The following is a 26,038-nucleotide window of genomic DNA, read 5'->3' as shown; positions in this document are numbered from 1 at the left end:
CTATTATTAAGTATATGTAAACAGCCTTTTGGCCGGGAAGCACGAAGGTTAGTAAAAAACATGAAATTGTTCAGGAATCCCACAGCGTAATAAAAAATTATGCCTTGTTTCGTCTCGTTCTGGCTGAAAATCTCCGATCAATAAATATAGAGCAAACTGATTTGCTTCCCATTCAATCTTTTCAATTGAAAACAGCGTATTGCCTCGTAGAAATGGCGTGTTTACACCAGGGTGGAGAAAGTGATGTCCTAATTCGTGCGCCACAGCAAAGGGACGGCGGAATCCCTGCAAATGATAATTGACATGAATGACTGGTATCCGCCGAATACAAGTGTAATACCCCCATGTGTTTTTCCCTAAATCCTCATACAGAACCGTTATGTTTCTCTCAGATGCAATTCTTGTTGGACTATTGGTTCCATGGGTTTGGATGAGTTCTCTGGATATGTGTTTCCCCATGAGTTATCCCCCGGATGTTAATTTCTGAATTTTTTTGGAGTAAACTTTTTCTTCGCCATTTTCTTAGACATCCGTAGTGTATTCTCGAGCGAGATTCTCAACAACTCACGGTCTTCTTCGTCCATAGGTTCGCCCATGAACGCGAGAGATGTCTCACTATTGAGGTCATTCATCATACGTTCTAATTCCGTGGCGATGTCACGCTCGTCTTTACTAGTGAGGTCATAATATGGCTTGTCCTCGACTGAAGGATTCTTTTCCTCTGAAACGCCCATCAAGTAATCAACGGTCACTCCAAAGTAGTCAGCCACTTTTTGAAGTTTTTCACGTTTAGGTGTGTATTTCCCTTGTTTCCAGCTAGTGAATGTTGTAGTTGTTATGCCAGTTTCTTTGGCTACCCGATAAGGTGTAACACCGTGTTGTTCTAAAAGTTTCTCGAATATCTCGTACATAGTTTTCCTCCACAGTTTATTTCGTAAAATAAATCAGGAAAATAAGCTAGCCATTGTTGACTAGCTCAGAAAACTATGCTAGTATACAAACATAGCTTAGATAACTGAGCTAAAAAATGAATGGTAGCTTTGATTTCTTATTTAACTTAGGTGGCACTATGATTATATAAGAAATCTTAGCTAACAGTCAATACTTTTATTGGAAGGAGATAGAACTGTGTACGATAACTTTCTGAGCCTACTAGAGCAGTCTGGTAAAACTCCATATCAGGTTTCTAAAGAAACAGGCATTTCTACTGCAACACTGAGCAATTGGAAGCAAGGTAATTACAAACCTAAAACAGACAAACTGAAAATTTTGGCTGACTACTTTGGAGTGACTGTTGATTATTTTTTGCAGGGAAATCAAAAATTTAACGTGGCGGTGGTGAAGAAATGACCGAATGGCTAAAACCAACCATCGACGTACTCGACGCTGCGGATTACCTGAATATTAGCAAATATACAGTAATCAATCGCATCAAGGCAGGTGAATTAAAGGCTTACAAACAGGGGAAACATTGGAAAATCAAGCGGGAGTGGCTGCTGGAGTATGAAGAGGGGCTTTCAGGATTTGCTAAGTAACTCTATCAGCATCATAACCACTAATAAACAATCCATACCTGAAAGGAAATATGCTATGGACGAAACAACGCACCGCATCCTTGATCAGGCCGCTGAAGAATATTTCATCCGGGTAACTCTGCAGTCCTGTCTGGATGCTGGAGCCGCACCGGATCTGCTGCGGCAAATCATTGCCATGTACCGGAGACACTTCTACGGATCAAAGCAAATGCAATTATTCATTAATGACATGGAAGTACGCTATATCACTTCACTGGAGGGAGGTAACTAACACATCTGAAGTCGTATCAAGGCAGAACCCTCCGGGCCGTATTAACTTAGGCTCTGCCTAAGAGATAATCTCCGGAGACATCAAGAGCATCGGTGAGGCCCGGTAAGTTCTTGAATCTCGGTTGGTTTATTCCATCCATCCAACGTTTCACCGTGCGAGGGTTAACGTTGGCAAGCATAGCAAGGGCGACATGGTCTAAATTACGTTCTTCCATCGCGGCCTGTAACCGCTTGGAGAAATCACTTCTGAAATCAAAATAGAAGAAAAAGAACGCGCATCACTCTCCATTCGCCCGGAGGGTTCCGCCTTGATACGACGGGATAACTACCAATTCGACAAGGGAAGAAAGAAAACCTACATGAAGGAGTGAAAACGCGTGAAGTTAACAATCAACATGCTTCGCAATGTCTGCGTCATGTTCCTTACCCTCCGCGATCAGGCAGAAGCGGAGGGATTGACTCAAGCAGCTGCTAATGCAGACAAGGCATACCGCAATTATCAAGAGTTATTATATCAGGCAAACGGAAAACGGCCGTCCGGGGTAGGAGCCGGACAGCCGTCAGTAACTTTCAAATTCACAATTAAGTCCAGATTACCATTGTTAGGAGTTGAAGGCAATGACCAAACGAGTGATATCTGCCAAGCGGACAGAATTACGGCAGAAGATCCACGAGTTATACCTCTGCCAAGTGGAGTATCTCTCCACACACCAAAAACCATCAACGGCTATCAACTATAAGATTGCCAAGGCAAAGGCAGCGCTAGCGAACGTGGACAAGGCATCTGTACAGGTTGACCTTCCGCCGTGTCGGGGAACATGGAAAGCGAGGAAACTATGAGAGCTGATGAATTGGACTGGCACATCGAACAGAGTAACAAACTGCGGGACCAGGCGAAGGCATACGACGAGGATGCGCCTGGAGCTATGATCGAGATCGTTCGGCTCTTAACGGCAGCATATGACCTTATGGGACGTATCTCCGCTCAGATTGACGGAGACTACGAAAAACTCTATACCCTGCGGCAGAATACCTTCACTTTGGCTAAATCACAGGCGAAAAAGGGAGACAAGATCTTGACGGCTGAACTGGCTGTAATGGATCTTCGCAATCTGGAGGCTGAAGCCTACGAACAGAAAATGTACTGGCGTAATGAAAGGGATTCAGTCAAAGAAAAGATTTACGAACTTAGAATGCGTGTCCGAGTGGAGATGCAAACAGGAGGTTTCACCAATGGATAAAGTCACTTTCGGGTTTCATCCGGTGCAGAAGCCTGATCACAAGCGCGGCAAGCGCAAGCAGAGCCAAGAGACGGCTATTACAGCTAGGGTGGACAAAGAGATCTACCGACGGGCCAGCGAGGAAGGTTATACGGTCTGTGAGCACTGTGGCTGCAGTGTTCCGAGGTTCCGCTTTGAACGGTGCCATATGCTCAACGCTTCGCAGTATGGGACAGGTCGGGCACCCTGGAACGTGGTTATCCTGTGCGGACCACGCAACGATAACGGCAGCTGCCATCATTGGGCAGATGAGACGGTAGAGGGCCGGGATTGGAAGGCCCGGAAGCAGGCAGAGCTTTACCTTTACTACACGGCTGGAGACGGTCAGCAGTATTGGAAATAGGGGCATGCAGGATGTCCGATGGACGTCCATTGGACATCCATCGGATAACAACCGGACAGCGCGCGGATGTCCGTGTCCTGTCCATGCATTGTCCGCGCAGGAGGCGGTGAACAGCAATTGAGTGAATCAACAGAAGCCCCAAGGTTATGGATTAAGAGCTATCAAGCGACAGATCGGGACCCTATAACACGACGTTTTTGCCGTTCGACCGGCTTAAATACTCCCGCTGCAGTAGGCACGTTACACATGCTCTGGTGGTGGGTATTGGACTGGGCGCAGGACGGTGATATCAGCAAGTACCATGACATTGATATCGCTGAAGCGGTGAACTTCGAAGGTGAACCCAAGGTACTTATGAGAGCGTTGATTGATGCCGGTTATGTCGTTGAAACCCAGTCAGGGCGCGAGATTGCCAACTGGTTCAAAATCGGTGGACAGATCATAGAGTCCAAGAAAAAGGATGCTGAACGCAAGGCGGAAGCACGGGAAAAGAAGCGGTTAAAGAAGGAAGGTCTTTCGGATGTCCAAGAGAAGTCCGGCGGACATCCGGCGGACATCCCCAGGACATCCGATGGAGTTCCAGCAGAAGTCCACTCTATAGATAAAGATTTAGATTTAGAGAAAGATTTAGAACTAAATAAAGATTTAAAGATAGACGGTCATGCAGAGCCAAATGCAGATCAAGAACCAAAGCAAGATCAAAATCAAGAGCAAAACCCGCCAGCGAAGCCGCCCGCCGACAAAACGGCAGCGCCGGACGAGTCCGGAAGACCGGAAAACCCGGGTAAAAAGGTTCCAAAAACCCGGGTAAAGCCCGAATATCCGCCGGAAAGCCCGTATATGCGAATGGCCGTTCACTGGAAATCGCTGCTTGATGCACTGGCAAAATCCGAAGGTGTGGCGACGCTGACACCGCGTGCGAACCTGCAGAGCTGGGCCGACGACTTCCGGAAATTGGTGGAGTTGGACGGCCAGGACGATAAGCAGCAAATTGCCGATGTCATGGATTGGGTAGTTAAAGACAAATTTTGGAAGTCGAATGTATTGAGCGGGGAAACGTTCCGTGAAAAGTACCCTACGTTGCTGCTTCAAATGAACCAGTCGAAGAAACCAGCTACGGGTAATAAGGGTTCCGGCGGCGGGGGCCGGGGCTATGGCTATCAGAAGCCTGAAATCCAGATAGTGCAAGATGATGGTAATGCCGGAGCCGTTTCAGAGGAAGAACACGCCGCACTTATGAGAAAGGCCGCTGAGATTAAGGCCAACAAACAGGGGGCGACAGGCCGATGAGCTACCTTCTACGCGCTCCAGGGATGCACCGCTGCGTATGTGGCTGGGAAGGCAAGCCACAGCGTGATAAGAAGGCCATGAAGCCCGTTGATAAATGCCCAATATGTTCTGAGGTTACAGCACTCTTACCCTTACGGGAGATACCCGGATACTGCTTTTGCTGCGCCGGATCTGCCGGCAGGCTGTTGATTATAGACCACACAATGATCCGCGAGTGCCGCATATGCGGTGCCCGACTCAATTTACACACGGTTACGCCGTGGATATGGGAGGTAACAGGGATGGAACAAGCGGTTGCGAAGTTGAAAACGGAAATGGAAGCAAACAAGGGAAACGGGATGGTTCAGCAGGTCGGGAGCTATCTACTGCAGGTAATTGCCACAAACCCTGCTGCGGTTGAAAAGGTTATTGCTACGGATAAGACGATTGAAAAGAGCTGCAGCGCAATGGAGTCGGCAGCTCTAGCAAAGGGTCGGAACTACTGCAGCGATGAAGAAGGCTATGCCGAGGTCCGGAAGTATTACGGCATTGAGGGCGGTGCTGTTCCCGCTCCTGCTGTAGCTCCTGCAGCTCCAGCGGCGGCGCCTGCTCCAGTGGCCGCACCGCCAGCATTTGGCCTGGATATTGATTTTGGCGATTTGTAAAGGAGGAGCGGGACATGAAAAAACATGAGTTTCATGAACATTTCCCCGACGACATTGAACCAAAGCTGCGTGATTACATCACGAATCAAGTCATGGACTGGAGCCGCTACCTAATCACAAACCGCGAAGGCCGCAAACAATGGGCGCATTGCACCAGTTGTGGAGAGGAGTTCCCTCCGGATAAAACGCTAAAGCATGGTACCCGGGAAGTATGTGTCCATTGTGGCCAAGAAGGTAAAGTGCTGGCAAGCGGGAGAGGTCGGAAACGCCTTTTCGATACAGCCTATCTGCTCTGGTACGAGCGTTCGCAGGCTGATCCTGATGCCCTTATAGCTCGCGGGTTCTACTGCAGCCGGGATTACACCGGGGATTATCGCAGGACTCGGACGGAAGTAAAACAGATTGCACGCTACCTTTTCCGCTGGGGAAAGGGCGGAATAAAGATGCATCGGCCCTATTGGAGAGGAGAAGAGTGGTATTCACAGAAGAGCGTTACATCTGAGACTAGGGGATCAATGCGCCAGGTTATGAGCTATCATATGCCGGCGGATGAAATAGCAAAGGTAGTGAAGGGAACACCTTGGCAGTATTGCACCTGGGATAAATATCATTACAACGATTATGTGGAAGTGTTTGAGCTTACTTCACGTTATCAATGTATTGAGTTCCTGACCAAAGCAGGATTCAATTCTTTTGTCAGCCAGAAACTGTGCGGTGGCTCCACATATGGTGCAATTAACTGGCTGGGCAAGACGCCTGCGAAGGTTTTACGTTTAAGCAATGTCGAGATCAAGGAGCTGGCAAAAAAGGATTCTATCAGTCTCCAGACGTTGAGAAGCTACCAGGTTACTAAAGCAGAAGGTTTAAATTTTAGTTATGAAGAAGCGCAGGCAATATCTGATCTTGTAGATCCTCGTGTAGCTGCTGAATTTAGAGGGGCGCTACATACGCTTAAAGGCCGCTTATCTTCTGGGGATTTGAAACGGTACATTCTGAAGCAGATGCGGAAAAATCGAACCTCATTCTACAATGCTAGAGCTGTTCTAATTAATTACCGCGACTATTTGGGAGAGTGTGAGAAATTGGGCCTTGATATTACCCGTCCAGGTGTATATCTGCCTAATAATCTCCATGAAGCCCATCGGAGCACAACTAAACGGGTTCAGGCAATCGCCAATCAACAGTATCAAGAGAACGTCCGGAAGCGTAAAGAGGAGCTGGAGAAGATGCGCTTCCAGTATAAGGAGCTGATTCTATTTCCCGCTCCATCAACAAATGCTCTTGTCAACGAGGGAAAGGTGCTAGAGCACTGTGTTGCCGACTATGCAAGAGATTACGCACGGGGCACAACTGATTTATTCTTTGTCCGCCGCAAATCCGATCCGGATAAGCCCTTCTACACGCTAGAAGTTCAAAACGAAGAGGTTCGGCAGTGCAGAGGCTTTGATAACTGCGATATGACACCCGAGGTAGAAGAATTCATTGAAAGATTCAAGAAAGACAAGCTGGCAAAGAAGAAGCGTTCAACAAAATCCAATAAACCGCAGGGGGTAGCAGTATGAGCCAAGTAAGTATGAGAACACCGGAAGTCATTGCCATTGAGATTAACAGTATTCGGGACCAGGCACAGCGGATCTTGCTTTCCGCTAGCGTGGAGATCGGCAGACGGCTTACAGAGGCAAAGGCAATGCTGCCACATGGCGAGTGGGGAAACTGGCTTGCTGATTCGGTTGATTATAAGCAGAGCACGGCCAACAACCTAATGAACATCTTTGAAAAATACGGCTCCGATCAGCTCAGCCTTTTCGGAGACAACACAAATTCCCAAGCGTTTGCGAATTTGACATATACGCAGGCAGTTGCCCTGCTTGGTGTTCCAGACGAGGAGCGGGAGGCCTTTGTAGTTGAAAATAATGTTTCTGAAATGACAACCCGGGAGCTGCAGGTAGCCATCAAGGAGAAGCAGCAGGCCGAAGCAGAACGGGAAGCTGCCGAGAAAGCCAAGGAGAAAGCAGAGAAAACAGCCAAAAAGGAGCGGGAAGCCAGGGAGAAGTTGGAGAAACAGCAAACGGAACATGCTGCCATTGTGCAGCGCCTGCAGGTGCAGCTTGATGCAGCTCAGGCAGCTTCCGACGCTGGCGACGACGGAGCAGCCGAAGAAGCTGCCGAAGCCGCCGAACAGCTCCGGGCAAGCCTTACTAAATCCGACGAGCAATTAATTGAATCACAGAAGCGCATTAAGGAACTTGAGGAAGAGCTGAAGGCGAAGCCGGTTGAAGTGGCTACGGCAACCACAACGGTATTTGAAACCCCGCCGGAAGTGCTAGCCGAGCTGGAAACGCTCCGGAAGAAAGCCGCTTCAGCTACGGGTGAAGAAACAGCGCTGTTCAAGGCTCATGCTAAGGGGCTCAGTGACAGCTTTAATGCAGCACTTGGCGTTATCAGTAAATTGACAACCAAAGACGTTGAGGTCGCCAAGAAATGTGTAGCCATCCTTCTGAGTTCAATCGACCTTATGCCGAAAATGCTTCAAGCCGCGACACGGACTGAGTCGGAATAATGTTTTTCTTCTTCAGCAGTGAAGATTCCGGGAAATCAGCTATTGAGGAGCTGATTGGCGAAGGCGTCCTGCTCCAGCGGCAGTATCACTGCTATCAAACACATACAGGGCAGATAGCCCATTACTACGCGCTGACAGCTGTATCACTGATTGACCTCTGTATAGCCGAGGACGCACAGTACAGTCGGGTATTCGCCCGGTACGATCTTTCCGTCTTGAAGCGGGACAACTACTTCCCAGGGGCAGGGGTGTTCCTGGATCGTATATTTGGCAAAGCAATTTGAGAAAGGGGCAAATGATGCCATGAAAAAGGAATTGATTTTGAAAAATAATCAAGGAGAGGTATTCGCCACTGTTTCCGGAACGACCGAACATATTGAATACCTTGCCTCCTTCATCCACGCGTGTTTCATTGATGAGGGAATAGATCCCGGAGTCAATTTCGAGGGGGACGCTATTGAAATCATAGAGGCATACCCGAACATAACCAAGATTGATAAATTGAGTTTTGATACAAAAAGCCTTCAGGAACGGGAATATCCTGAATGGGATAGGGGCGAATAGCATGGATTGGGATAAGCTCGTGAGGGATCTTCGGGAAAGCAATGTTCTGGCTAAAGCGGCAGCGGATGCAATTCCAGACGGAGGGAGCGCGAATTTGGATTCTGTGTTCCTGTGCGTCCCGCGACAGCCTGAAAGCAAGGTACTGAATGCTATTAAGGCAGCTGGCCTGTATTGCCGCGCAAAACGGCGCTGGATTGGTTCCGGGTACATGATTAACCCGGACAGCGGCGGCCAAGGAGACAAACGCTGTCAGGCTGTAACGGTGATGTATAAGGAGTTAGCCGGGCGAGGGTGGGACGTTCTCACATACCGCCAAGCGGATTAGAGGGCATGATGTTCTTCTTTTTCTTCTTTGAGGAAGAGCGTCCACCATGCCAAATCATTGATTACCGAGACATATACAACAGGCTTAAGGATAAACCAGCAGGGGAATGGACGCGGGAGCTTGATTTATTCCACGTCCTGCACCTCTGGAAACTAAATGATTCAAGGGAGGCATAATTAATGAGCGACCAAGACAAAGGACTCTATAACAAATACCGGATTACTCACAGGGAAACAGGATCGGAGGTAGAAGGCGCGTGTTTCGTGCTTCGGCCTGAACGGGACCCGGCGGCGCGGGTGGCGCTCCTCAGATATGCTGAGGCAACGAACAATATGGAGCTGTCAGCAGACATTTGGAAATGGATTCAGAGCATTGACCCACATGCGGAGTGCTCAGAGGACGTATACCCGCTTCTGGACGGAACAGAAGTTCTATTATCGCCGGGTGATCGGGTGTTGTTCCACCGGACAAGTCGGGAGTCTATTCCGCTTACAATAGACGCTGACAGTATTATTGATGATGTGTTGATGGCATATGGAGCAGCATTGCAGATAATATCCCAGCAACGGGAGGCGCTAGAGTTCTATGCTTCTGAGGAAAACAATAATTGGTGGATCGGTGGCCTGGATGAAGTTATCCCGTCTGAAGTGATGAAAGATGCTGGAGCTAAGGCACGTACTATCCTGAAGGCGATGCATCATGAATAACTGGCATTTTGGTAATAAGGACAAATCAGCAGAGCTTGCAGCAGGCGGACAGGGAGAGGTAAAGCGGTCCCAGCTCACGCCGGAGGAACTGGAGGAGATCCGGAAGAAATATCCGGCTCCTACCGGTACCAATGCCAAGAAGCCAATCCCCATTGATGGATATATCAAAAATCGGAAGGATGATAAAATATGACAAATCTAAAATTGACCATGAGCCAAGGGAACAAGAATGCTTCACTGGAGATTGAGCAGGCCAATGATGAGCAGAAGCTGACTGTAATTGAACGCCTCATGCGCTTCTTTGGTGTCAGACAAGCAGAGGAAGTCAAACCTTCTGTCGTACAGGTAGCAGCTCCGAAGGTTGAACTGATTCAGAAGCGGGAAGAGCACCGAGAGGATCGTAAAATACAGCGGCAACCTTCAGCAGTAACCATACCATTGGAACCCGTCAAACAGGTTGAACAATCAGGAAGTCCCAAGCAGCTGCCGCTTATCGGATCAGAGCGGACTATGCACACGGAGATCAGAGAGCTAATATCTGAGAATCCAGGAAAGACCATACCGCGCCAAGAGGGTAACGGGGAACCGGAATGGTATAAGACCGGTATCAAGTATAGAGACGGTGAGCCTCAGTATAAATGCCGTGTCCACTGCAAGAATCCCGAATGCCAGCGGAAGACAAACGCGTATGTTCCGGTTGATCAACTCCAGATTGAATGCCACGACTGCGGGACGGCATTGACGATTCGACCAGCAGCACCCAAAGGGGAGCGGGACGGCAATGGTAATTTTTTCATTGCTGATGATCTGGTGAGGGCTGCTGATGAAGGTTAAGGAAGTACAGGCTGCATTAAAAGCTGGAGAACGCTATTTTGTGGATTATAAGTTTGACGAGCCGGTTGAAGTGGTTAAATGGGCAATGGCCTGGGTGCGGTACCAGACACCGAGTATGACTCATTGGATATCTACCAACATACGGACATTTGCCATGGGACTGGACGGTGTATATAAGCAAAAAGGGGAGTGTTCTTGTGGGGGCGGTGGTGCAAATGGAGTTCTTCCCAAGGGTGACGGAAGCGGACAAGCGGGCAACAAAAGTATTACTGAGCGAGTACCCCAAGCTGAGCCAGGCAATCAAAGTATACCAGCGGAAGGAGTCGCTGACGGAGCGGGAGGCAGTAATGCTTCAAAGCTCAAGGCAGCAGGTACAGGAAATCGACGCCGCGTTTGAACTGATCTTAGATAAAGAGGTAAAGGACATCATCAAGCACAGATACGTTAATGCCCGTAAGCATAAGCTGACTATCGCAACATTCAGAGCAACAACCAGTACGGCGACTATTAATCGGCGGATCGATGCCGGGGTCGAAACAATTGCGGAGTGCCTGAAGCTGGCCGGAATCATATGAAATTCTTGTATGCTAGGGCAAAATTCCAAGCGCTTAGTAATATAAAAGTCTGTGGGTCGCTGAAAAGCGCCCCTTTTTTATTCATACGATGGTTTCAATCAGAAGGTAAATCCTTCCTTGTGTCGAAATAGACATAAAAAAGGAGGCTCAATTATGTATTTGCCTAAGTTAAGCTTAACAATAAATGAATTGCGATCTTTAGTCCTAGAAGCATTAAAAAGTGTTGATTCTACTAACTACCTAAACGTATGCAACTCAGTGGCAGGTTTGTTAATTCAAAAAGGAATTGTTACAGATCCTAATCAAAATGGTAGAGTCTTTTACACGAATGTTGATTATGCACTTAATCCTTTAGATGAAGATAATGTAAGGGAAATTATTTGGAATCTTATTGTTGAAGGTGTTCTCACAATAGGCATTAACCCTTCAAATGCTAATTGGCCTTGGCTTAAAGTTACGGAATATGGAAAAGTAATGCTTCAGTCAAGTGAGCCTATTCCACATGACCCTTCTGGGTATTTAGCAAGACTAACTACAGAAGTTCCAGATATTAATACTGTGATTCTCACCTACATAACGGAAAGCTTAAGGACTTACAATATAAACTGTTTATTATCCGCGACTATTGCTCTTGGTTGTGCTTCAGAGAAAGCATTGCTTTTGTTAATTGAGGCTTATACTAACTATATATCTACAGATGAAACACGTAAGAAATTCATTCAAGCAACTCAGGGGAAAATGATAAAGAGGCAATTTGAAGAGTTTAATAAGCGCTTTGAAACAGTTAAGGGCACATTACCTGGTGATATTGAAGATGGGTCAGCAATAACATTAATAGGCGTATTTGAAATGATTCGGAATAATCGAAACGATGCAGGGCATCCAACGGGTAAAATGGTTGATAAAAATATTATTTATTCAGGCTTGCAAGTGTTTATTCCTTATTGCAAAAAAGTTTACCAGTTAATTAGTTACTTTAATGACAATGCTTCAACACGTTAAAAATAATATATACATGCAGGCTGTTTAGAATACCATCCAATTTTATGTAGAAAAAATAATGAGACTAAATTGAGACTAACGTGAGACTAATTTGATACAAAAAAGGATTTACAGTAGGGACATAGGACGGGAACAACGTCCGGGTGTCCCTGCTGCCCCTTATCGCTGGCAGGACTCGTCAGAGCTGAATCAGTGATGAAGCCCGTTGCAATAGCAGCAGATACCATAGGGGTGGAACTGTAAGCACAAGTAGCCAGTAGATGTTATAGCGGCGGCCTGATGCGGGGGAAGAGGGTTCAATAACCACTCTCGACGCGCTCCGCCCGGGCGCGATATGAGCATAAGGGATATGTGCCGGCATTGGCCGAACGTCACTGTGCAAATACGGGCATTACATAATATGGCCTTATGGTTAAGGTGGGTTCGATTCCTACAAAGGCCGATAATCCCAAACGCTTGGGAATTTTAATATGTAGGAGCAAGTCGCTGAAAAGCGGCCATTTTGTGTTGCAATAAGGAATGTTTGTATTGGTGTAAATAGCAATTAGGTATTGCGGAGGTCTAACGCAGGGGAAATGAGTTTATTATAAATACAGCTATTTTCTTTAATATTCTATTAAATTCTACAAATGTCCACAAATTTTAATGTTTTCGGTAGGAGGTTTAAAGGATTTGCTCCCCTTTTTGTAGAAACTCTAGGAATACAAGGGGGCGGAAAAATGAATTTGGGTCCAATCTTTATTGCTAATATGAGAAATGGCGAAGAGTTTATATCTGGTATGGATAAAGTGCTTAGAGATTTACGATCGGATTTTGATGTTGCTACAGAAGAACATTCGAAAATTAAAATAACTGAACTTAAGAAGGTTCATGTTGACGTTACTGGCTCAGTATCAACGCTTGCCAATTCAGCAGCTGGGTCAAACGGTTGTATAAGCGGGCTTAGAGGAACAGGTAAATCACATCTAATGTTAATAGCTCGTGACATTATAAATAATGAACGCAAGAGTTTTTGTGTTTATATAAATTTAAAAGAGTTATTTAAAATAGGTGATTCAACTATTGTAGATGAACGCTTTTATGTTTGGGGTATCTTAAAGCAATTACAGAGGCAACTCATTTCGCTGATTGATGATGACACTCCGGAAACAAGATTTCGGAAAATGATGAATCTTTTCAGGAAAAAACGAGACAATGATGTGAAGATCGAACGCTTAGAAAAAGTGTTTTCCAAAATTGAAAAGCTTATATATATGGGTGATATGGAAATGCTTGCACTGGCGAGAACAGTTACTACTTCTTCACTAAATGGGACTTCAAGCAGTAGCAGATCCAATGTAGGAGGGGCCCTTGGCGTTACTGGACCAAAACTAGAGTCGGTGGCTGAACAAATTAATGGAAGCAGTAGTTCGAAAAAACATGATGAGAGTTACAATGTTGATATTTTTCTCAGTACATCGTCATTACAACAATTATTAATTGAAGTGATCGAGGTGTTAGGATTAGAAAGTATTGTGTTTTTTTATGATGAGTGGAGTATGTTGGAGGTTGCGGAACAGAATCTGTTATCTAAGTTGATTAGATCAATGAGTACATCTCCAATTTACCATTGGATTGGATATATCCCTTATAAATCAACTTTAGGGGTTTTAGAGCAAACTGCTGATATGCCACATAGGATAGACTTAGATTTACAATTTATCTATGAAGAGAACAATGAGATTTGCAAAGAATACTTTAAAAGATTTATGAATAACAGAATTGAGTCCGTCTTCGGTTCAAATGTATTAACAGTAAGTTCAATAATTAAACCCCAATTTTTTGATTCTTTAGTTATTGCTAGTATGGGAAATACAAGAGATTTTGGGGTTATGCTAAATAAAGCATGGCAGTTTTATAAACAGGATTTTCTCATTAAGGGTAATACGAGATTTATTAATAAAAAGCATGTTGTCAGTGCTATAAAAGCTGTTGCTGATGAGAAAATGAATAACTTAAAAAGCAAAAATATTAAGTACTCTGAACGTTTATGGAATGAGATAGTGAAATTCGTTGGTGAAAAAAAACACACACATTTCTGTATAGAACTTGATAATTCAAATGTTCAGTACATTGGTGAAGAAGAAATGCAAGATCTCATGTATCATAGGCTTGTTCATCTGAGAAAAAAGGATATGACGCCAAAAGACGGAGGTGTGTGGCGATTGTCAATGTATGCTGTAGATGCTAGTGTACTCTTTTCAAGAATTTTTGAAACAAAATCTGACAGGAAAAAAATTAAACTTGTTACGGATGTAAATGTAATTCATAACCAAGTTAGACGCTACCTATTTGAAATGTCTAGTGTATTAGATGAGTTCAGGCTTTTACAGGGAAAACAAATCAAGTGTAGCTGTGGAAAATATATAACTGAGGATATGAAACTTGCTTGGGAAGTGAAAAAATGCCCATATTGTGCTACACCACTGCTAATTAATTGAAATAATAATCTTTTTGGGTCGCTGAAAGGCGGCTCTTTTTGTTTGTATTAATTTTAGGAGGTGATAAAAAAGTTTAATAGTTTCTGGATTTTGGTTCTGGGTCCCTCTGGACTTTTGAATAGAATGCGGGTGCGCGTGAGCCCGATTTCTGGCTAGATATAATTTCAAAATGGTCGCTTCGTTTCGTTATACAGGGCCATGCATAAAAAACCGCATATTGTGAATATCGAAAAAACCCTTGATCCATAAGGGTTTTTGTTATGTCCTGGGCTGGTATGAGGAGGGGGTGAAGGGGAGGGGATGGCGAAATTAGGTGATGGTCAAAGCGAAATGGTTGTTACCGCCATACAGATGGCGGACTTGCTCGGGCTGACTCCAAGACGAATTCAGCAGCTGGCAGAAGAAGGCATCATCGTCAGAAGCGGCCGGGGTAAGTATATGGCGGCCGGCAGCGTTCAGAATTACATCCGATTTCAGGCGGAAACGGGTGACGGCGGGTCTGGAGTGGACTACTTTGATGAACGAGCGATGCATGAACGGGCAAAACGGAAGAAAGCGGAGCTTGAGCTGGCTGTAATGGAGGGAGATTTGCACCGATCTGGTGATGTTGAACTGGTTATGAACGACATGGTGGCAGCATTTCGCTCCAGAATTCTTGCCATGCCCTCCAAATTAGCACCTCAATTGTTGGGGAAAGACGAACTACCGGTCATATTGAGCATGCTTACCCGCGAGGTTCACGATGCATTAATGGAGCTATCGGACTACGATCCCCAGAAATTCTACGCAGCAAGCTCGGAATTCGTGGAGTTGAGCAACGATGATACCAGCTAAATTATCGAAACTGGTACGTGGTGTAGCCAAGCTTGCAGCGCCGCCGCCGGATCTTACTGTTTCCGAGTGGGCTGACGCTTATCGCCGCCTGTCTCCCGAAGCATCAGCGGAGCCGGGCCAATGGAGAACTAGCCGTGCACCATTTCAGAAAGATGTTATGGACGCCATTAATGATCCGCAGGTCCAGAACATTGTCATGATGTTTTCCGCCCAGGTCGGGAAGACGGAAATCCTGCTGAATGCAATCGGCTACTTCGTAGACCATGACCCAGCGCCTATCATGCTGGTTCAACCGACGGAGCAGATGGCCGAAGCCTTTTCCAAGGACCGACTTGCCCCAATGATTCGGGACACTCCTACGCTCGGCAAGAAGATCCGAGATGTAAAGAGCAAGAGCAGCGGTAACACATTGATGCATAAAAAATTTCCCGGCGGTCATATCACTTTAGCCGGTTCAAACGCGCCGGCTTCACTGGCCAGCCGCCCGATTCGGGTTGTGCTGTTGGATGAAGTGGACCGTTACCCAGCATCTGCAGGGACGGAGGGCGACCCGGTCAACCTGGTTTCCAAGAGAACCACTACATTCTGGAACCGCAAGCGGATTATGGTCAGTACGCCGACAACGAAATATGCATCTCGTATCGAATTTGCGTATGAAGAGAGCAGTATGGAACAGTGGTGTTTGCCTTGTCCGAGCTGCGGGGAGTATCAGCCCTTCAGTTGGAAGCAGATCATTTTCGAATATGACGAAGAAGCGCGAACCACTATTAAGGTGGATCACGCCTGCCTTACATGCGGAGCACTCCACGGTGAACATGAGTGGAAGGCCGGCACGGGGAAGTGGATTGCCCGGAAGGAAAACGCGAAAACGCGCGGCTTCCACTTAAATGAAATGGCAAGCACCTTCGTGAGCTGGAAAGAAATCGTTCATAACTTCAAGGAAGCGGTCAAGGGCGGTAAGGAAATGCTCAAGACCTGGACCAATACTTCGTTAGGTGAAACGTGGGAAGAGACCGGCGAAAAGCTGGATGATGAAGAGCTGTATAAACGCCGGGAAGATTACGGCCATGAAGTTGATGTTCCAGATAATGCTGTGCTGCTTACGGCAGGGATCGATACACAGGATGATCGGCTAGAAATCGAAGTCGTAGGTTGGGGAGCCGGCAAAGAAAGCTGGGGAATCCAATATCATACGATTCACGGTAAACCGGATCAGCCGGAAACCTGGCAGCAGCTGGATGCTTTCCTGGAGCGCAAATGGCTGCGGGAAGATGGTTCTGGCGTAATCATTGCGGCAGCGTGTATAGATTCCGGGGGGCATCATACCACGGAGGTCTATAAGTATTGTGTGAAGCGTGAACATCGCCGTATCTATGCCATTAAGGGGGAAGGAGGACCCGGCAAGCCGATCATTATCGGCTCAAGCCGGAAGAACCGGGAGAAATGCTTGCTGATCCGTGTCGGCGTTGATGCCGGCAAGGAGCGGATTACTTCAAACCTGCAGTTGGAAGGAGAAGCGCCGGGTTATTGTCATTTCCCGATTGCTGCAGACAAGGGGTATTCTCAAAAGTATTTCAAAGGGTTGACATCAGAGCGCAAGGCACTTCGTTTTTCGCGGGGAAAGCCCCGGTATGAATGGATCAAGACCACCGCCCGAAATGAGCCGTTTGATTTACGGAACTATGCATTGGCTGCGTTGGAAATCATTCAGCCGATCTTTGAACAAGCCCTGCGAACAGGGGTAGCTCCGGCACCGAGCAGTGCTAAGAAGCCGGTCAGCAAGAAGAAGTATGTTAAAAAGCAAAATATATGGTAGGTGATTCAAGATGGACCAGCGTCAGCGCCTCCGGATAGAGCAGCGGCTTGAGTCTGTAGTTAGGCGGCTAGATGGATATTACGCTGCAGAGGAGGCTATTCTTGGCGGTGCTCAAGAGTATAGCCTTGGAAGTCGGAGCTTGAAGCGCGGCGACCTGAATGCGATCCGTGAGCAAATAACGGAATTGGAAGACAGAAAAGATGAGCTGGAGAATGCACTGACGCAAGGATCAGATAAACGGAAATCTTACCGGGTAGTGTACCGGGATCTATAGAGGAGGAATGAAAATGCAACATCCATCAGTAGGAAGAATGGTCCATTATCAAAGCTATGGTACACCGGGCGGGGAATTCAAAAGCGAACCGAGAGCAGCCATCATTACAAAGGTTCACAATGCAACCTGTGTCGATTTGTGCGTGCTCAACCCAACGGGATTTTTCTTTAATCAAAATGTTGTTCAGGGGAAGGACGGCGGTAAGTGGGATTGGCCGCCAAGAGTTGAGGGGGAGAGCACCTCAGGCACACCTATTCATATTGATGGCATTCAGGCGTCTGCGGCCAGTATTATTGCGATGGCAGCCGAGGAAATAGGTTTCCCAGGGAAGAGGTGATTTAATTTGTGAACATTATTGATCGAGCAGTATCATGGTTCTCGCCTGTTCAGGCTTTAAAGCGGCAGTCGGCCCGTGTGCATATGGCCGTACTTCAGCAGTTTACGAACAGCGGCTACAGTCACAGCGGAGCCAGTCGCCGGAAAAAATCGATGCAGGGATGGGAGAGCGTCAGCCGCAGCCCGCAGGAGGATCTGGGCAGCAATCTTCCGTTGCTACGAGAACGTTCGCGTGATTTATACATGAGTGGCGGCCTGGCTACTGGGGCAATCAATAAAAACAAGTCCAATGTTCTCGGTTCCGGCTTGTCACTCAAGTGTCAACTCAATTACCGCATGCTCGGCATGACACCGGAGCAGGCGAAGGAATGGGAAGACAAAACCGAATTTGAATTTGGTTTGTGGGCCAGTTCCAAGATTGACCATACCGGATTAAATGACTTCTATGATGCCCAGCGTATCGCACTTACCGGCTGGCTGCTTAACGGTGATTCGTTAGGTGTCATTAAATACACGGATCAGAAAGAGCTGCTGAATCCGTACCGCCTACGCCTGCACCTGGTTGAAGCGGATCGTCTGAATAACCCGCAGCAGCATTTCGGGCAGGCGTTTTTCGGTGCGGAGAGTGTGGCCCCGGGTACCTATGCAGAGTTACCGTCCGGCGGTGCAATTCAAAACGGAGTGGAGACAGATGCGAGCGGCAAAGTTATTGCTTACTGGATCAGTAATAAGCATCCGAATTCATTGCTGCCTACCCGAAAACCGATCAGCTGGGCACGGGTCGAATCAATTAACCGGGTCACAGGGCTTCCCAATTGTCTGTTTATCGTTGATCCTGAGCGGCCTGACCAATATCGCGGTGTGCCTTATCTGGCTCCGGTAATTGAGCAAGTGAAGCAGATGAACCGTTATGCTGATGCTGAGATTGCTGCGGCTATTGTTAATAGTTTCTTTGCGGCCTTTATCAAGGTGGACGGAGGAACAAAGAATGATATTCCGTTTTCCAGTTCGATTGCGCCGGAAGACCAGATTGAAACGTCCCTGGAGGACCGGTTATCAAGTTATGAAATGGGTCCAGGTACAATCAACGTTTTAGGTGCCGGCGAAGATGTGACCTTCGGAGATCCGCAGCACCCGACAGCGGGCTTTGATTCCTTCACCATGACGATGGCAAAGCTTGCAGGTTCGGCGTTAGACATGCCCTTTGAGGTGCTGCTGGGCGTGTTCAATAGCAGCTACTCGGCGTCGCGGGCAGCGCTGCTGCAAGCTTGGAGAACGTTCCGGGACCGGCGCGATTGGTTCGCAACCGATTTTTGTCAGCCATTATATGAAACCTGGCTCTTTGAAGCCATCTCTACCGGGCGCATTCAAGCACCCGGTTTTTTTGCGGACCCGGCACGCCGGAAACTTTGGAGTGCTGCGCTTTGGATTGGGCCAAGCCCGGGACAAATTGACCCCATTAAAGAGGTGACGGCTTCCGCGATGCGGATCAATTACGGGTTCTCCACATTTGAAAAGGAAACCAGCGAGCTAACCGGTATGGACTGGGATTCTAATATCGATGTGTTGCGCCGGGAATGGGACAGCCGCGCCGGTCTGCCGAACATCAGTAACCCGAGCAAGGGACCGGACGAAGGAGGTGATAAAGAAAATGACGATTCCAAAACTTAAATTTTGGAACATGGTGAGCACCAGTGAGGACGAAGCAGAGCTGTATGTATATGGCCCGATTGTAAACGGTGACGGCTGGGTGTATGAATACTTCGGGGAAGAGGTGTCAGATAAAGTAGCATTTGTACGTGATCTGAATGCACTCGGAGCCAAGAAAAATATCACGGTGTATATCAACAGTGACGGCGGAGATGTGTACGCCGCCCACACTATTCACAATGTACTAAAACGGAATAAAGCTTCCATCACTGTGTATATCGACGGAATTGCGGCTTCTGCCGCCAGCGTAATTGCAATGGCGGCGGATAAACTAATCATGCCCGTGAATGCTACGCTGATGATACATGACCCATTGATTGGGATCAGTGGGTATTTCAATACCGAGGATCTGGCGGGAATGAAGGATTTACTGGATCAAGTGAAAAACAGTATTGTCGCCGCCTATATGATCAAATCAAACCTAACGGATAAAGAGATTTCCAAGCTCATGAGTAATGAAACCTACATGACCGGCAAGCAGGCGTTAGAGATGGGCTTTGCTGATGAAGTTCTGTATGACAAATCCGTTGAAGTTGTTAATGCTGGAAAATATGCAATTGTCAATTCGCTTGCCGTGGACACAAGCAGGATGAAGAACAACCCATTTTTGAAACAAGAAGGAGAGGAACCGAATATGCCAGGAACACCAGCAAGTCCAATTAATACTCCGGTGCCTGTCTCACCGCCTGCAGTACCACCCATTGCAGCGCCTCAAGCTGCAGCTGTACCGTTGGCAATCGTCGATGCAGCGGCTGCTGAACGTGAGCGCCTGAAAGGAATCGACGCAATTGCAGCAAACATTGATCCTGAACTGGTCAATGATGCCAAATACAACAACCCGATTTCCGCCGAGCAGTTGGCATTCAAGGCGATGAAGGAAGGAAAGATGCTGAACACAGGGTTGTTTAATCAGGCAGTAGCAGCCAATGTAGCAGCGGGAACCGGTGGGGTAGAGGGCCAGCCGTTGAATCAGGGCGGCGAAAAGGAGTATGACCTAAACAATCTTAAAGATGTAAATGCCGTATTCAGCACATTTGCAGCAGCATCCCAATCCGGACGTCCGCAGAATCTGAGAAGGGGGTAATCAGTTTGGAAAATAACGTTGCAAGATTTGAGAACGGTGGATTTCATACTTTCTTTGCTGGGTCTGAGGTTTCTGCATTAACGACGTCTGTTACCTTGGCTCCTAACCAGGGCGTGTTGAAGAAAGGCGCGGTACTTGGTATCGTCACTGCAAACAAGCAGGCGAAGCTGGTTGACTCTGCGGCAACGGATGGTAGTAAGGTTGCGCGGCTTGTTCTGGCTGAAGATGTGGATACCGGTACGGTCGCGGTGAAGGCCGTTGCCTTTAAAACAGGCATATTTAATGCTGATGTCTTAATCGTAGCCGCAGGAGACACCTTGCTTGCTCATGCAGAGGAACTACGCGAAGTCAATATTCACTATAGAACAGACTACTAAGGGAGAGTTGAAGAGATGAAATTAAGACAGAGCTCTATTGTCAATCGCCTGCAGCGCGGTCTTGCGCGTCCGCAGAATTCAATTGCTGGATTTAATGGGAATATTAACATCAATGAACCACAAACCATGGGGCAGGCACATATTCACCGCATGCCGGTTACTACATTTTTACGGGATACCTTCATGCCGAGTTTTCAAACGTTCCCTACCAAACATGTAATGATGGATTTTTATAAAAATCGGCAGCGCGCGGCACCATTTATCGCAGAGGGATCACGTCCGGTTAATATCCGCCGGGATGGGGTCAGAACGGATATCTACACGCCGCCATTTATTAACATCTCCCGCCCGTATGATGTAGATCTGCTGCAGCAACGGACGCCTGGAGAGAATGTATTTGGAGGTATGACTCCGGAAGAACGGGCACTCATTATCATGCAGAATGATTACAACGAGCTGGAGGATATGACTATTCGCCGCGAGGAAATTATGATTGGGCAGTTGATGCAATCCGGAATCGTAACCGTCTCCGGATATGTAGACGACACTGCTACAAAGGTACGGGAAGATACACTCGATTTTGGATTCGATAATATCATCAACTTGACCGGAGCCAATCGCTGGAATCAATCGACTTCAAAAAAATACAGTGATCTATTCGATGCAGTCACCCTAGTTCGGCAGGCGGGTTGGAATCCAGAAGTTATGGTATTAGGGCAAGGAGCGGCTCGCAATTTGTTGGATGATGAAGCGTTCCTGAAAAAGTATATGGATTTGCGGTATGCCCAATTTGGTGCATTCAATCCTCAGCTGAATCTCCAGAATGGCAATGGTTATGCATATATTGGCCGCCTGATCGAACTGGGAATTGATCTATATTCGTATAATGCTTGGTACTATGATGATGTAGCGGGGCTACTCAAACCTTACATTGAACATGATAAGGTTATTGTGGGCTCTCGGGAACTGGGTGAAATGCTCTATGGCGCCATTACGGTTATCCCAGAAGATTCAATTAACTTTGTAACCGTTGAAGCACCGCGCCTCTCGAAGGTAACTGTAGATAGAACCACAGATACCAAATCTCTGATTCTCAAGTCCAGACCGATTCCGAAGGCATTTGATGTCGATTCTTGGGCCGTAATTAATACCATCTAAGGGAGGCGGACGCTTTGAAGTATCAAGTGAATAAAGGGTTTATCAAGCATGAAGGAGTCCTGCATCCAAAGGGCTCCTTTTTTAATGCAGATCCTACTGAGGTGGAGCATCTGTCCAGCAAAGATATAGTCTTAGCATCAGAATTCGTAGCCGAAGATCTGATGCTTAATAAAGATCTGCTCTCTGGCAATCAGGGAGATCTGCACGAACTGCCTACTGTTGAAGAGTTTGGCAAGCTGAAACCTGCAAAGCAAAAGGAGCTACTGCTTGAATTGGAGATTGAACCGGACTCTAACGAAGCGTTGCGTCTGCAACAGTACACTGAGTACTATGATCAGGCTGACTCCGATGAAGACGTTTAAGGGTTTTCTTGCAGCGGACATCCAGCGCACCTTTCTGAATCCAAATGAATTTGCAGATAACTGTACCATCGACGGTGAAGAGGTTAAGGCTTCGCTTGAATCGTTGACCGATAATAAGCACCCCCTAGCATACGCTGAGGGAGTTTCGCTTGTTGCTGATACATTGTTTGTGGATGTGTTGGAGCTGGGATATATGCCAGATCAGGGACAGAGAATGGTTATTAACGGAAATGAATATTCCGTCATTCGTGTTGCTTCCGATAAGGGGATGCTTGCTATCTATCTGGAGGCGAACGCCGGGTGAAAGTAGAGGGATTAAGCGATGCAATCAAGGGAACAAAGGCCCTTAAGGAAAAAATGCAGCCTGCCGCGTCCCTCGCTCTTAACCGAGTGGGCCAAGGGGTAGTGACCGAAGCAGCCCGTAAGGTCAAGGAGACATACAACATCAAGGCAGCTGACGTTAAAGGGGCTTTGAGGCTAGTGCTCTCGTCTCCAGAAGAGGGACAGGTACACATCAATTCCAAAGGTCGGAACTTGCCGGTTACTCAGTTCAAGGTCACCCCGAAAGCACCGACGCGCAAGCGTCAGAAGATGGTCAAAGTTGCCATTAAACGGGGTGAAGCTAAAAAAGTCGGCAATGCATTTGTAGCCTTAAGGCGCGGTGCTGTCGGTATCATGAAACGGCAGAAGCCTGCGGGGCAAAGTGGCCGTGACCGCGTGCTGAATGCTAAAGGTTATCGGCCGGAATTGCCGATTGAGGAACTGCATGGTCCGGCTATCCCTCGTATGCTCAATGAGCCGCAGGTTGTCGAACATATCCAAGAAGAGGCAAGAGATCGCATGGACAAGCGTCTTGACCATGAGATTAAGCGTATTTTGAAATGAGGTGAAGGGCATATCAACTCCAGTTTTGTTGCTGCAGGCTATCAAAAAGTACATTGAGGAACTGGTTAGCGATAATGTGCAGACAAAGCCTGCTGTTCACATTGGATTTTTACCACCAAAAACAAAGGAGACTGCGGGAGAGAGTGAGTTTCCGTTTATACTTGTCCGACCAACAGTAGGGGAAGACAAGCAGGACGATTCCAAAGTTACTGTAAAGCTTATTTTTGGGGTTAAAGCAGAAGATTCGCAGGGCTTTGTTGATCTTTTCAACCTTATGGAGCAATTGCGGATATCTCTGCAGCGGCAGCGAATTATTGAAAAACGATTTAGACTGGAACTCCCATACAAGTGGGAGTTTTATGACGAACAGCCATATCCGGAGTGGTTGGGAGAAGCGACAACTATCTGGACGCTGCCAACCATTCAACAAGAGGAGGGATTTTTATGAGCAATAAAAATATTAAAGCTGAAGAGTCAGCCGGTCCTAACGCCGGGATACTTGAGGTCCTGCATGAAGTAGAAACAGTCATTCCGCAGACAGAGATAGGAAACGTACCAGCTGAGTCGGAAAAAGTCGTTTCACAGATCTACCTGGGGCCAAATCTTTCGGGGGGCCGCCTGCTGCAGTCCACAGTATTCCGTGGCGGCATCCCGGCGTACTTGCAAACACTACTGGACGAGCAGCCGGATGTTGCTGCATTGATCGTGCCGGTGGGCGAAATCGCAGGAGTACAGGCGCGAATCGTTCAGACTGGGACGCCGGAGTATGGATCATACCAAGCAATTCTGAAGAGAGGTGAAGCAAATGGCGTTTAAACACGGCGTTACAATTATCGAGCAGGCTACATCCGTGCTCGCGCCTACAGAGGCAACAAGTGGAATTCCGTTTGCCGTGGGTACAGCCCCGGTCAACCTAGCCTCCGCGCCAGTACCGGTGAACACCCCGGTCCTGGTGTATTCTTACGCCGAAGCGGTGGCGGTTATGGGATATTCGGACAATTGGAAGGATTACACCCTGTGCGAACTGATTTACTCCCACTTTGCATTGTATGCCAAGGCACCTATGATCTTGGTCAATGTACTGGACCCAGTGGTTAACAAAACGACGGTTGCACCTGCGGTGCTGCCAGTGAGTAACCGGGTAGCAACCTTAGCGGTTGATGGTGTGCTGTTACCGTCTCTGATCGTTAAATCCTCGGATGGCGCAACCACTTACAGTAAAACCACTGACTATACAGCGGCCTTTAATGATGACGGTCATGTGATGATCACCACAAAATCTACCGGCGTCATTGGTGCCAGCGTCGCGCAGCTGCAGGTTGGCTATGACAAGCTCAATCCCGATGCAGTTGATGCAGACGATGTAATAGGTGGTGTAACTCTGGAGGGGGCATATACCGGCTTTGAGCTGGTCAACCAGGCATATCCTCGCTTTGGTATCCTGCCGGATCTGCTGCTTGCTCCCGGCTGGTCGCACCTGCCCGCAGTCGCTGCCGTTATGAAGGCTAAGGCAGGCAATATCAACGGCAACTTTAAGGCTATGGCCCTGACGGATATTGACCCGGCGCAGAAATACACCGATGCCGCAGCCTGGAAGTCGGACAATAGTTATACCGGGTCTTTGCAAATTGCGACGTACCCTATGCTGACGTTGGGAGATAGACAGTTTCACTTTTCAACGCAGCTGGCCGGGTTGATTGCGGCCACAGACGCGGCGAATGGCGGCATTCCTTTTGTATCGCCGTCCAATAAGGTGCTACAGGCAGACGGTACAGCGCTGGCAAATGGAACAGACTTGTTCCTTGGCATTGACCAAGCAAGCTATCTAAACGGCCTGGGGATTGTTACAGCTGTCAATCTCGGTACAAGCGGATGGAAATCTTGGGGTAATAATTCCGGGGCGTTCCCGGGCGTTACAGATCCCAAGAACAGCTTTATCCCGATCCGGCGCATGTTCAATTGGATAGGTAACAGTATCATCCTGACCTATATGCAAAAAGTGGATGATCCCATGAATACACGGCTGATCACAACAATAACTGACAGCATGAACATTTGGCTGAACGGGTTGACAAGCACAGGTGCTTTGCTAGGTGGGCGCGTTGAATTTAATGAGTCTGAAAACCCTGTAACGGCTTTGATGGCTGGGAAAATCACGTTCCATTTGCATATTACACCGCCTGGACCGGCGCAGGAAATTTCATTCTTACTTGAATACGACACAACATATCTGTCCGCGCTGTTCGCGGCGTAGAAAGGAGACAAATTTATGATTATTCCTGAGCGGTTAACAGGATATAGTGTTTTTCGTAACGGAGTCGAGCGGCTGGGCACCTCAAATGTAGAGTTGCCTAATCTTGAATCCTTGACCGATACCGTGAGTGGAGCGGGCATTGCGGGTGAATTGGATTCGCCAACTATTGGGCATTACGGGAGTATGCGCACAACACTTAACTTTCGGACGATTGAAAACGGCATGCTCAAGCTTGCTGCACCAAAAAACCACGCACTTGATTTTCGTGGAGCACAGCAGGTCTATGACTCTGCGTCCAGTGAATATAAAATTGCTCCCGTACGTGTCAGCGTAAGAGGAATCCCTGTAACCACGACTTTAGGATCGCTTGAAACCAACGCTGACACTGGTAGCTCTATTGAGTTGGAATGCACCTATCTTATGGTTATGGTAGACGAAATTAAACAAATTGAAATCGACAAATACAACTACATCGCTTATATCGACGGGGTGGACTACTTGGCCGCCTATCGTAAAAGCTTGGGACTGTGAGGGAATGA

Annotated in this window: 37 protein-coding genes; 34 read left to right on the top strand and 3 right to left on the bottom strand. The window is 47.4% G+C overall.

What is annotated here, in order from left to right; all coding sequences use genetic code 11:
- Positions 1-48: 48 nt before the first annotated feature.
- The gene (locus ACTJKB_RS03460; RefSeq protein ID WP_440831814.1) at positions 49-459 is read right to left on the bottom strand and encodes an ImmA/IrrE family metallo-endopeptidase; all 411 of its coding nucleotides are present in this window, start codon (positions 457-459) and stop codon (positions 49-51) included.
- A 17-nt stretch (positions 460-476) separates the two neighbouring features.
- Positions 477-911, bottom strand: a complete 435-nt coding sequence (locus ACTJKB_RS03455) for a helix-turn-helix transcriptional regulator (protein ID WP_440831813.1) — start codon at positions 909-911, stop codon at positions 477-479.
- Between the two features lie 217 nt (positions 912-1,128).
- On the opposite strand from ACTJKB_RS03455, the gene ACTJKB_RS03450 reads away from it, so the two are divergent.
- From ACTJKB_RS03450 to ACTJKB_RS03440, 3 genes are read left to right on the top strand one after another with little or no spacing between them, the layout of a single operon-like run.
- Entirely contained in the window at positions 1,129-1,350 is a 222-nt protein-coding gene (locus ACTJKB_RS03450; protein WP_440831812.1) for a helix-turn-helix domain-containing protein, read from the top strand.
- Positions 1,347-1,535: a helix-turn-helix domain-containing protein gene (locus ACTJKB_RS03445; protein WP_440831811.1), complete on the top strand. Its 189-nt coding sequence runs from the start codon at positions 1,347-1,349 to the stop codon at positions 1,533-1,535. The genes ACTJKB_RS03450 and ACTJKB_RS03445 overlap by 4 nt, the downstream gene beginning before the upstream one ends.
- Positions 1,536-1,590: 55 nt before the next feature.
- Complete coding sequence (locus ACTJKB_RS03440) at positions 1,591-1,806, top strand: hypothetical protein (RefSeq protein WP_440831810.1); 216 nt, start codon at positions 1,591-1,593, stop codon at positions 1,804-1,806.
- A 46-nt stretch (positions 1,807-1,852) separates the two neighbouring features.
- Here the strand turns inward: ACTJKB_RS03440 and ACTJKB_RS03435 are convergent, their stop codons facing one another.
- Positions 1,853-2,020 (bottom strand): helix-turn-helix domain-containing protein, encoded by a 168-nt coding sequence (locus ACTJKB_RS03435; protein ID WP_440831809.1) that lies wholly within the window; start codon positions 2,018-2,020, stop codon positions 1,853-1,855.
- A 162-nt stretch (positions 2,021-2,182) separates the two neighbouring features.
- Between ACTJKB_RS03435 and ACTJKB_RS03430 the strand changes: the two genes are divergently transcribed.
- From ACTJKB_RS03430 to ACTJKB_RS03280, 31 genes are all read left to right on the top strand, one after another.
- Entirely contained in the window at positions 2,183-2,545 is a 363-nt protein-coding gene (locus ACTJKB_RS03430; protein WP_440831808.1) for a hypothetical protein, read from the top strand.
- A gap of 96 nt (positions 2,546-2,641) precedes the next feature.
- Positions 2,642-3,046 (top strand): hypothetical protein, encoded by a 405-nt coding sequence (locus ACTJKB_RS03425; RefSeq protein ID WP_440831807.1) that lies wholly within the window; start codon positions 2,642-2,644, stop codon positions 3,044-3,046.
- Complete coding sequence (locus tag ACTJKB_RS03420; RefSeq protein WP_440831806.1) at positions 3,039-3,428, top strand: hypothetical protein; 390 nt, start codon at positions 3,039-3,041, stop codon at positions 3,426-3,428. The genes ACTJKB_RS03425 and ACTJKB_RS03420 overlap by 8 nt, the downstream gene beginning before the upstream one ends.
- 117 nt (positions 3,429-3,545) lie before the next feature.
- Complete coding sequence (locus ACTJKB_RS03415; protein WP_440831805.1) at positions 3,546-4,718, top strand: hypothetical protein; 1,173 nt, start codon at positions 3,546-3,548, stop codon at positions 4,716-4,718.
- A gap of 281 nt (positions 4,719-4,999) precedes the next feature.
- Positions 5,000-5,362, top strand: a complete 363-nt coding sequence (locus ACTJKB_RS03410) for a hypothetical protein (protein ID WP_440831804.1) — start codon at positions 5,000-5,002, stop codon at positions 5,360-5,362.
- 14 nt (positions 5,363-5,376) lie between these two features.
- Positions 5,377-6,924 carry a PcfJ domain-containing protein gene (locus tag ACTJKB_RS03405; protein ID WP_440831803.1) on the top strand — a complete coding sequence of 516 codons (1,548 nt, stop codon included), beginning with the start codon at positions 5,377-5,379 and terminating at the stop codon, positions 6,922-6,924.
- Positions 6,921-7,922 (top strand): DUF3102 domain-containing protein, encoded by a 1,002-nt coding sequence (locus tag ACTJKB_RS03400; RefSeq protein ID WP_440831802.1) that lies wholly within the window; start codon positions 6,921-6,923, stop codon positions 7,920-7,922. The genes ACTJKB_RS03405 and ACTJKB_RS03400 overlap by 4 nt, the downstream gene beginning before the upstream one ends.
- The gene (locus ACTJKB_RS03395) at positions 7,922-8,206 is read left to right on the top strand and encodes a hypothetical protein (RefSeq protein WP_440831801.1); all 285 of its coding nucleotides are present in this window, start codon (positions 7,922-7,924) and stop codon (positions 8,204-8,206) included. The genes ACTJKB_RS03400 and ACTJKB_RS03395 overlap by 1 nt, the downstream gene beginning before the upstream one ends.
- Positions 8,190-8,486 carry a hypothetical protein gene (locus ACTJKB_RS03390; protein ID WP_440831800.1) on the top strand — a complete coding sequence of 99 codons (297 nt, stop codon included), beginning with the start codon at positions 8,190-8,192 and terminating at the stop codon, positions 8,484-8,486. Before ACTJKB_RS03395 ends, ACTJKB_RS03390 begins: the two co-directional genes overlap by 17 nt.
- A gap of 1 nt (position 8,487) precedes the next feature.
- Positions 8,488-8,811: a hypothetical protein gene (locus ACTJKB_RS03385; protein ID WP_440831799.1), complete on the top strand. Its 324-nt coding sequence runs from the start codon at positions 8,488-8,490 to the stop codon at positions 8,809-8,811.
- Positions 8,812-8,990: 179 nt separating this feature from the next.
- Positions 8,991-9,518, top strand: a complete 528-nt coding sequence (locus ACTJKB_RS03380; RefSeq protein WP_440831798.1) for a hypothetical protein — start codon at positions 8,991-8,993, stop codon at positions 9,516-9,518.
- Positions 9,511-9,711 carry a hypothetical protein gene (locus ACTJKB_RS03375; protein WP_440831797.1) on the top strand — a complete coding sequence of 67 codons (201 nt, stop codon included), beginning with the start codon at positions 9,511-9,513 and terminating at the stop codon, positions 9,709-9,711. Before ACTJKB_RS03380 ends, ACTJKB_RS03375 begins: the two co-directional genes overlap by 8 nt.
- The gene (locus ACTJKB_RS03370) at positions 9,708-10,352 is read left to right on the top strand and encodes a hypothetical protein (protein ID WP_440831796.1); all 645 of its coding nucleotides are present in this window, start codon (positions 9,708-9,710) and stop codon (positions 10,350-10,352) included. The genes ACTJKB_RS03375 and ACTJKB_RS03370 overlap by 4 nt, the downstream gene beginning before the upstream one ends.
- 197 nt (positions 10,353-10,549) lie before the next feature.
- The gene (locus ACTJKB_RS03365; protein ID WP_440831795.1) at positions 10,550-10,927 is read left to right on the top strand and encodes a hypothetical protein; all 378 of its coding nucleotides are present in this window, start codon (positions 10,550-10,552) and stop codon (positions 10,925-10,927) included.
- A 153-nt stretch (positions 10,928-11,080) separates the two neighbouring features.
- A complete protein-coding gene (locus tag ACTJKB_RS03360; RefSeq protein WP_440831794.1) occupies positions 11,081-11,929 on the top strand; it encodes a hypothetical protein in 849 nt (282 codons plus the stop codon).
- Positions 11,930-12,558: 629 nt separating this feature from the next.
- Positions 12,559-14,409, top strand: coding sequence for a hypothetical protein (locus tag ACTJKB_RS03355; RefSeq protein ID WP_440831793.1), 1,851 nt, complete (start codon positions 12,559-12,561; stop codon positions 14,407-14,409).
- 300 nt (positions 14,410-14,709) lie between these two features.
- Entirely contained in the window at positions 14,710-15,243 is a 534-nt protein-coding gene (locus tag ACTJKB_RS03350; RefSeq protein ID WP_440831792.1) for a hypothetical protein, read from the top strand.
- Positions 15,230-17,059, top strand: a complete 1,830-nt coding sequence (locus tag ACTJKB_RS03345) for a phage terminase large subunit family protein (RefSeq protein ID WP_440831791.1) — start codon at positions 15,230-15,232, stop codon at positions 17,057-17,059. The genes ACTJKB_RS03350 and ACTJKB_RS03345 overlap by 14 nt, the downstream gene beginning before the upstream one ends.
- A 10-nt stretch (positions 17,060-17,069) precedes the next feature.
- Positions 17,070-17,333: a hypothetical protein gene (locus tag ACTJKB_RS03340; protein ID WP_440831790.1), complete on the top strand. Its 264-nt coding sequence runs from the start codon at positions 17,070-17,072 to the stop codon at positions 17,331-17,333.
- Positions 17,334-17,346: 13 nt separating this feature from the next.
- Positions 17,347-17,670, top strand: coding sequence for a hypothetical protein (locus ACTJKB_RS03335; RefSeq protein WP_440831789.1), 324 nt, complete (start codon positions 17,347-17,349; stop codon positions 17,668-17,670).
- Between the two features lie 8 nt (positions 17,671-17,678).
- The gene (locus ACTJKB_RS03330) at positions 17,679-19,340 is read left to right on the top strand and encodes a phage portal protein (protein ID WP_440831788.1); all 1,662 of its coding nucleotides are present in this window, start codon (positions 17,679-17,681) and stop codon (positions 19,338-19,340) included.
- Positions 19,321-20,463, top strand: coding sequence for a head maturation protease, ClpP-related (locus ACTJKB_RS03325; protein WP_440831787.1), 1,143 nt, complete (start codon positions 19,321-19,323; stop codon positions 20,461-20,463). Before ACTJKB_RS03330 ends, ACTJKB_RS03325 begins: the two co-directional genes overlap by 20 nt.
- A 5-nt stretch (positions 20,464-20,468) precedes the next feature.
- Entirely contained in the window at positions 20,469-20,840 is a 372-nt protein-coding gene (locus tag ACTJKB_RS03320; RefSeq protein WP_440831786.1) for a head decoration protein, read from the top strand.
- Between the two features lie 15 nt (positions 20,841-20,855).
- On the top strand, positions 20,856-21,998 hold the full coding sequence (locus ACTJKB_RS03315; protein ID WP_440831785.1) for a major capsid protein: 1,143 nt from the start codon (positions 20,856-20,858) through the stop codon (positions 21,996-21,998).
- 14 nt (positions 21,999-22,012) lie between these two features.
- A complete protein-coding gene (locus tag ACTJKB_RS03310; protein WP_440831784.1) occupies positions 22,013-22,360 on the top strand; it encodes a hypothetical protein in 348 nt (115 codons plus the stop codon).
- Positions 22,347-22,664, top strand: a complete 318-nt coding sequence (locus tag ACTJKB_RS03305; RefSeq protein ID WP_440831783.1) for a hypothetical protein — start codon at positions 22,347-22,349, stop codon at positions 22,662-22,664. The genes ACTJKB_RS03310 and ACTJKB_RS03305 overlap by 14 nt, the downstream gene beginning before the upstream one ends.
- Entirely contained in the window at positions 22,661-23,245 is a 585-nt protein-coding gene (locus tag ACTJKB_RS03300; protein ID WP_440831782.1) for a phage tail protein, read from the top strand. The genes ACTJKB_RS03305 and ACTJKB_RS03300 overlap by 4 nt, the downstream gene beginning before the upstream one ends.
- Positions 23,246-23,273: 28 nt before the next feature.
- Entirely contained in the window at positions 23,274-23,693 is a 420-nt protein-coding gene (locus tag ACTJKB_RS03295) for a hypothetical protein (protein ID WP_440831781.1), read from the top strand.
- Entirely contained in the window at positions 23,690-24,061 is a 372-nt protein-coding gene (locus ACTJKB_RS03290; RefSeq protein ID WP_440831780.1) for a hypothetical protein, read from the top strand. The genes ACTJKB_RS03295 and ACTJKB_RS03290 overlap by 4 nt, the downstream gene beginning before the upstream one ends.
- Positions 24,051-25,499, top strand: a complete 1,449-nt coding sequence (locus tag ACTJKB_RS03285; RefSeq protein ID WP_440831779.1) for a phage tail sheath family protein — start codon at positions 24,051-24,053, stop codon at positions 25,497-25,499. Before ACTJKB_RS03290 ends, ACTJKB_RS03285 begins: the two co-directional genes overlap by 11 nt.
- A 15-nt stretch (positions 25,500-25,514) precedes the next feature.
- Positions 25,515-26,030 (top strand): phage major tail tube protein, encoded by a 516-nt coding sequence (locus tag ACTJKB_RS03280; RefSeq protein ID WP_440831778.1) that lies wholly within the window; start codon positions 25,515-25,517, stop codon positions 26,028-26,030.
- Positions 26,031-26,038 lie beyond the last annotated feature (8 nt).

It is taken from the genome of Paenibacillus sp. 22594 (genome assembly GCF_052044425.1).
Taxonomy (GTDB): domain Bacteria; phylum Bacillota; class Bacilli; order Paenibacillales; family Paenibacillaceae; genus Paenibacillus_AQ.
This window is presented reverse-complemented; position numbering and strand designations above follow the sequence as displayed.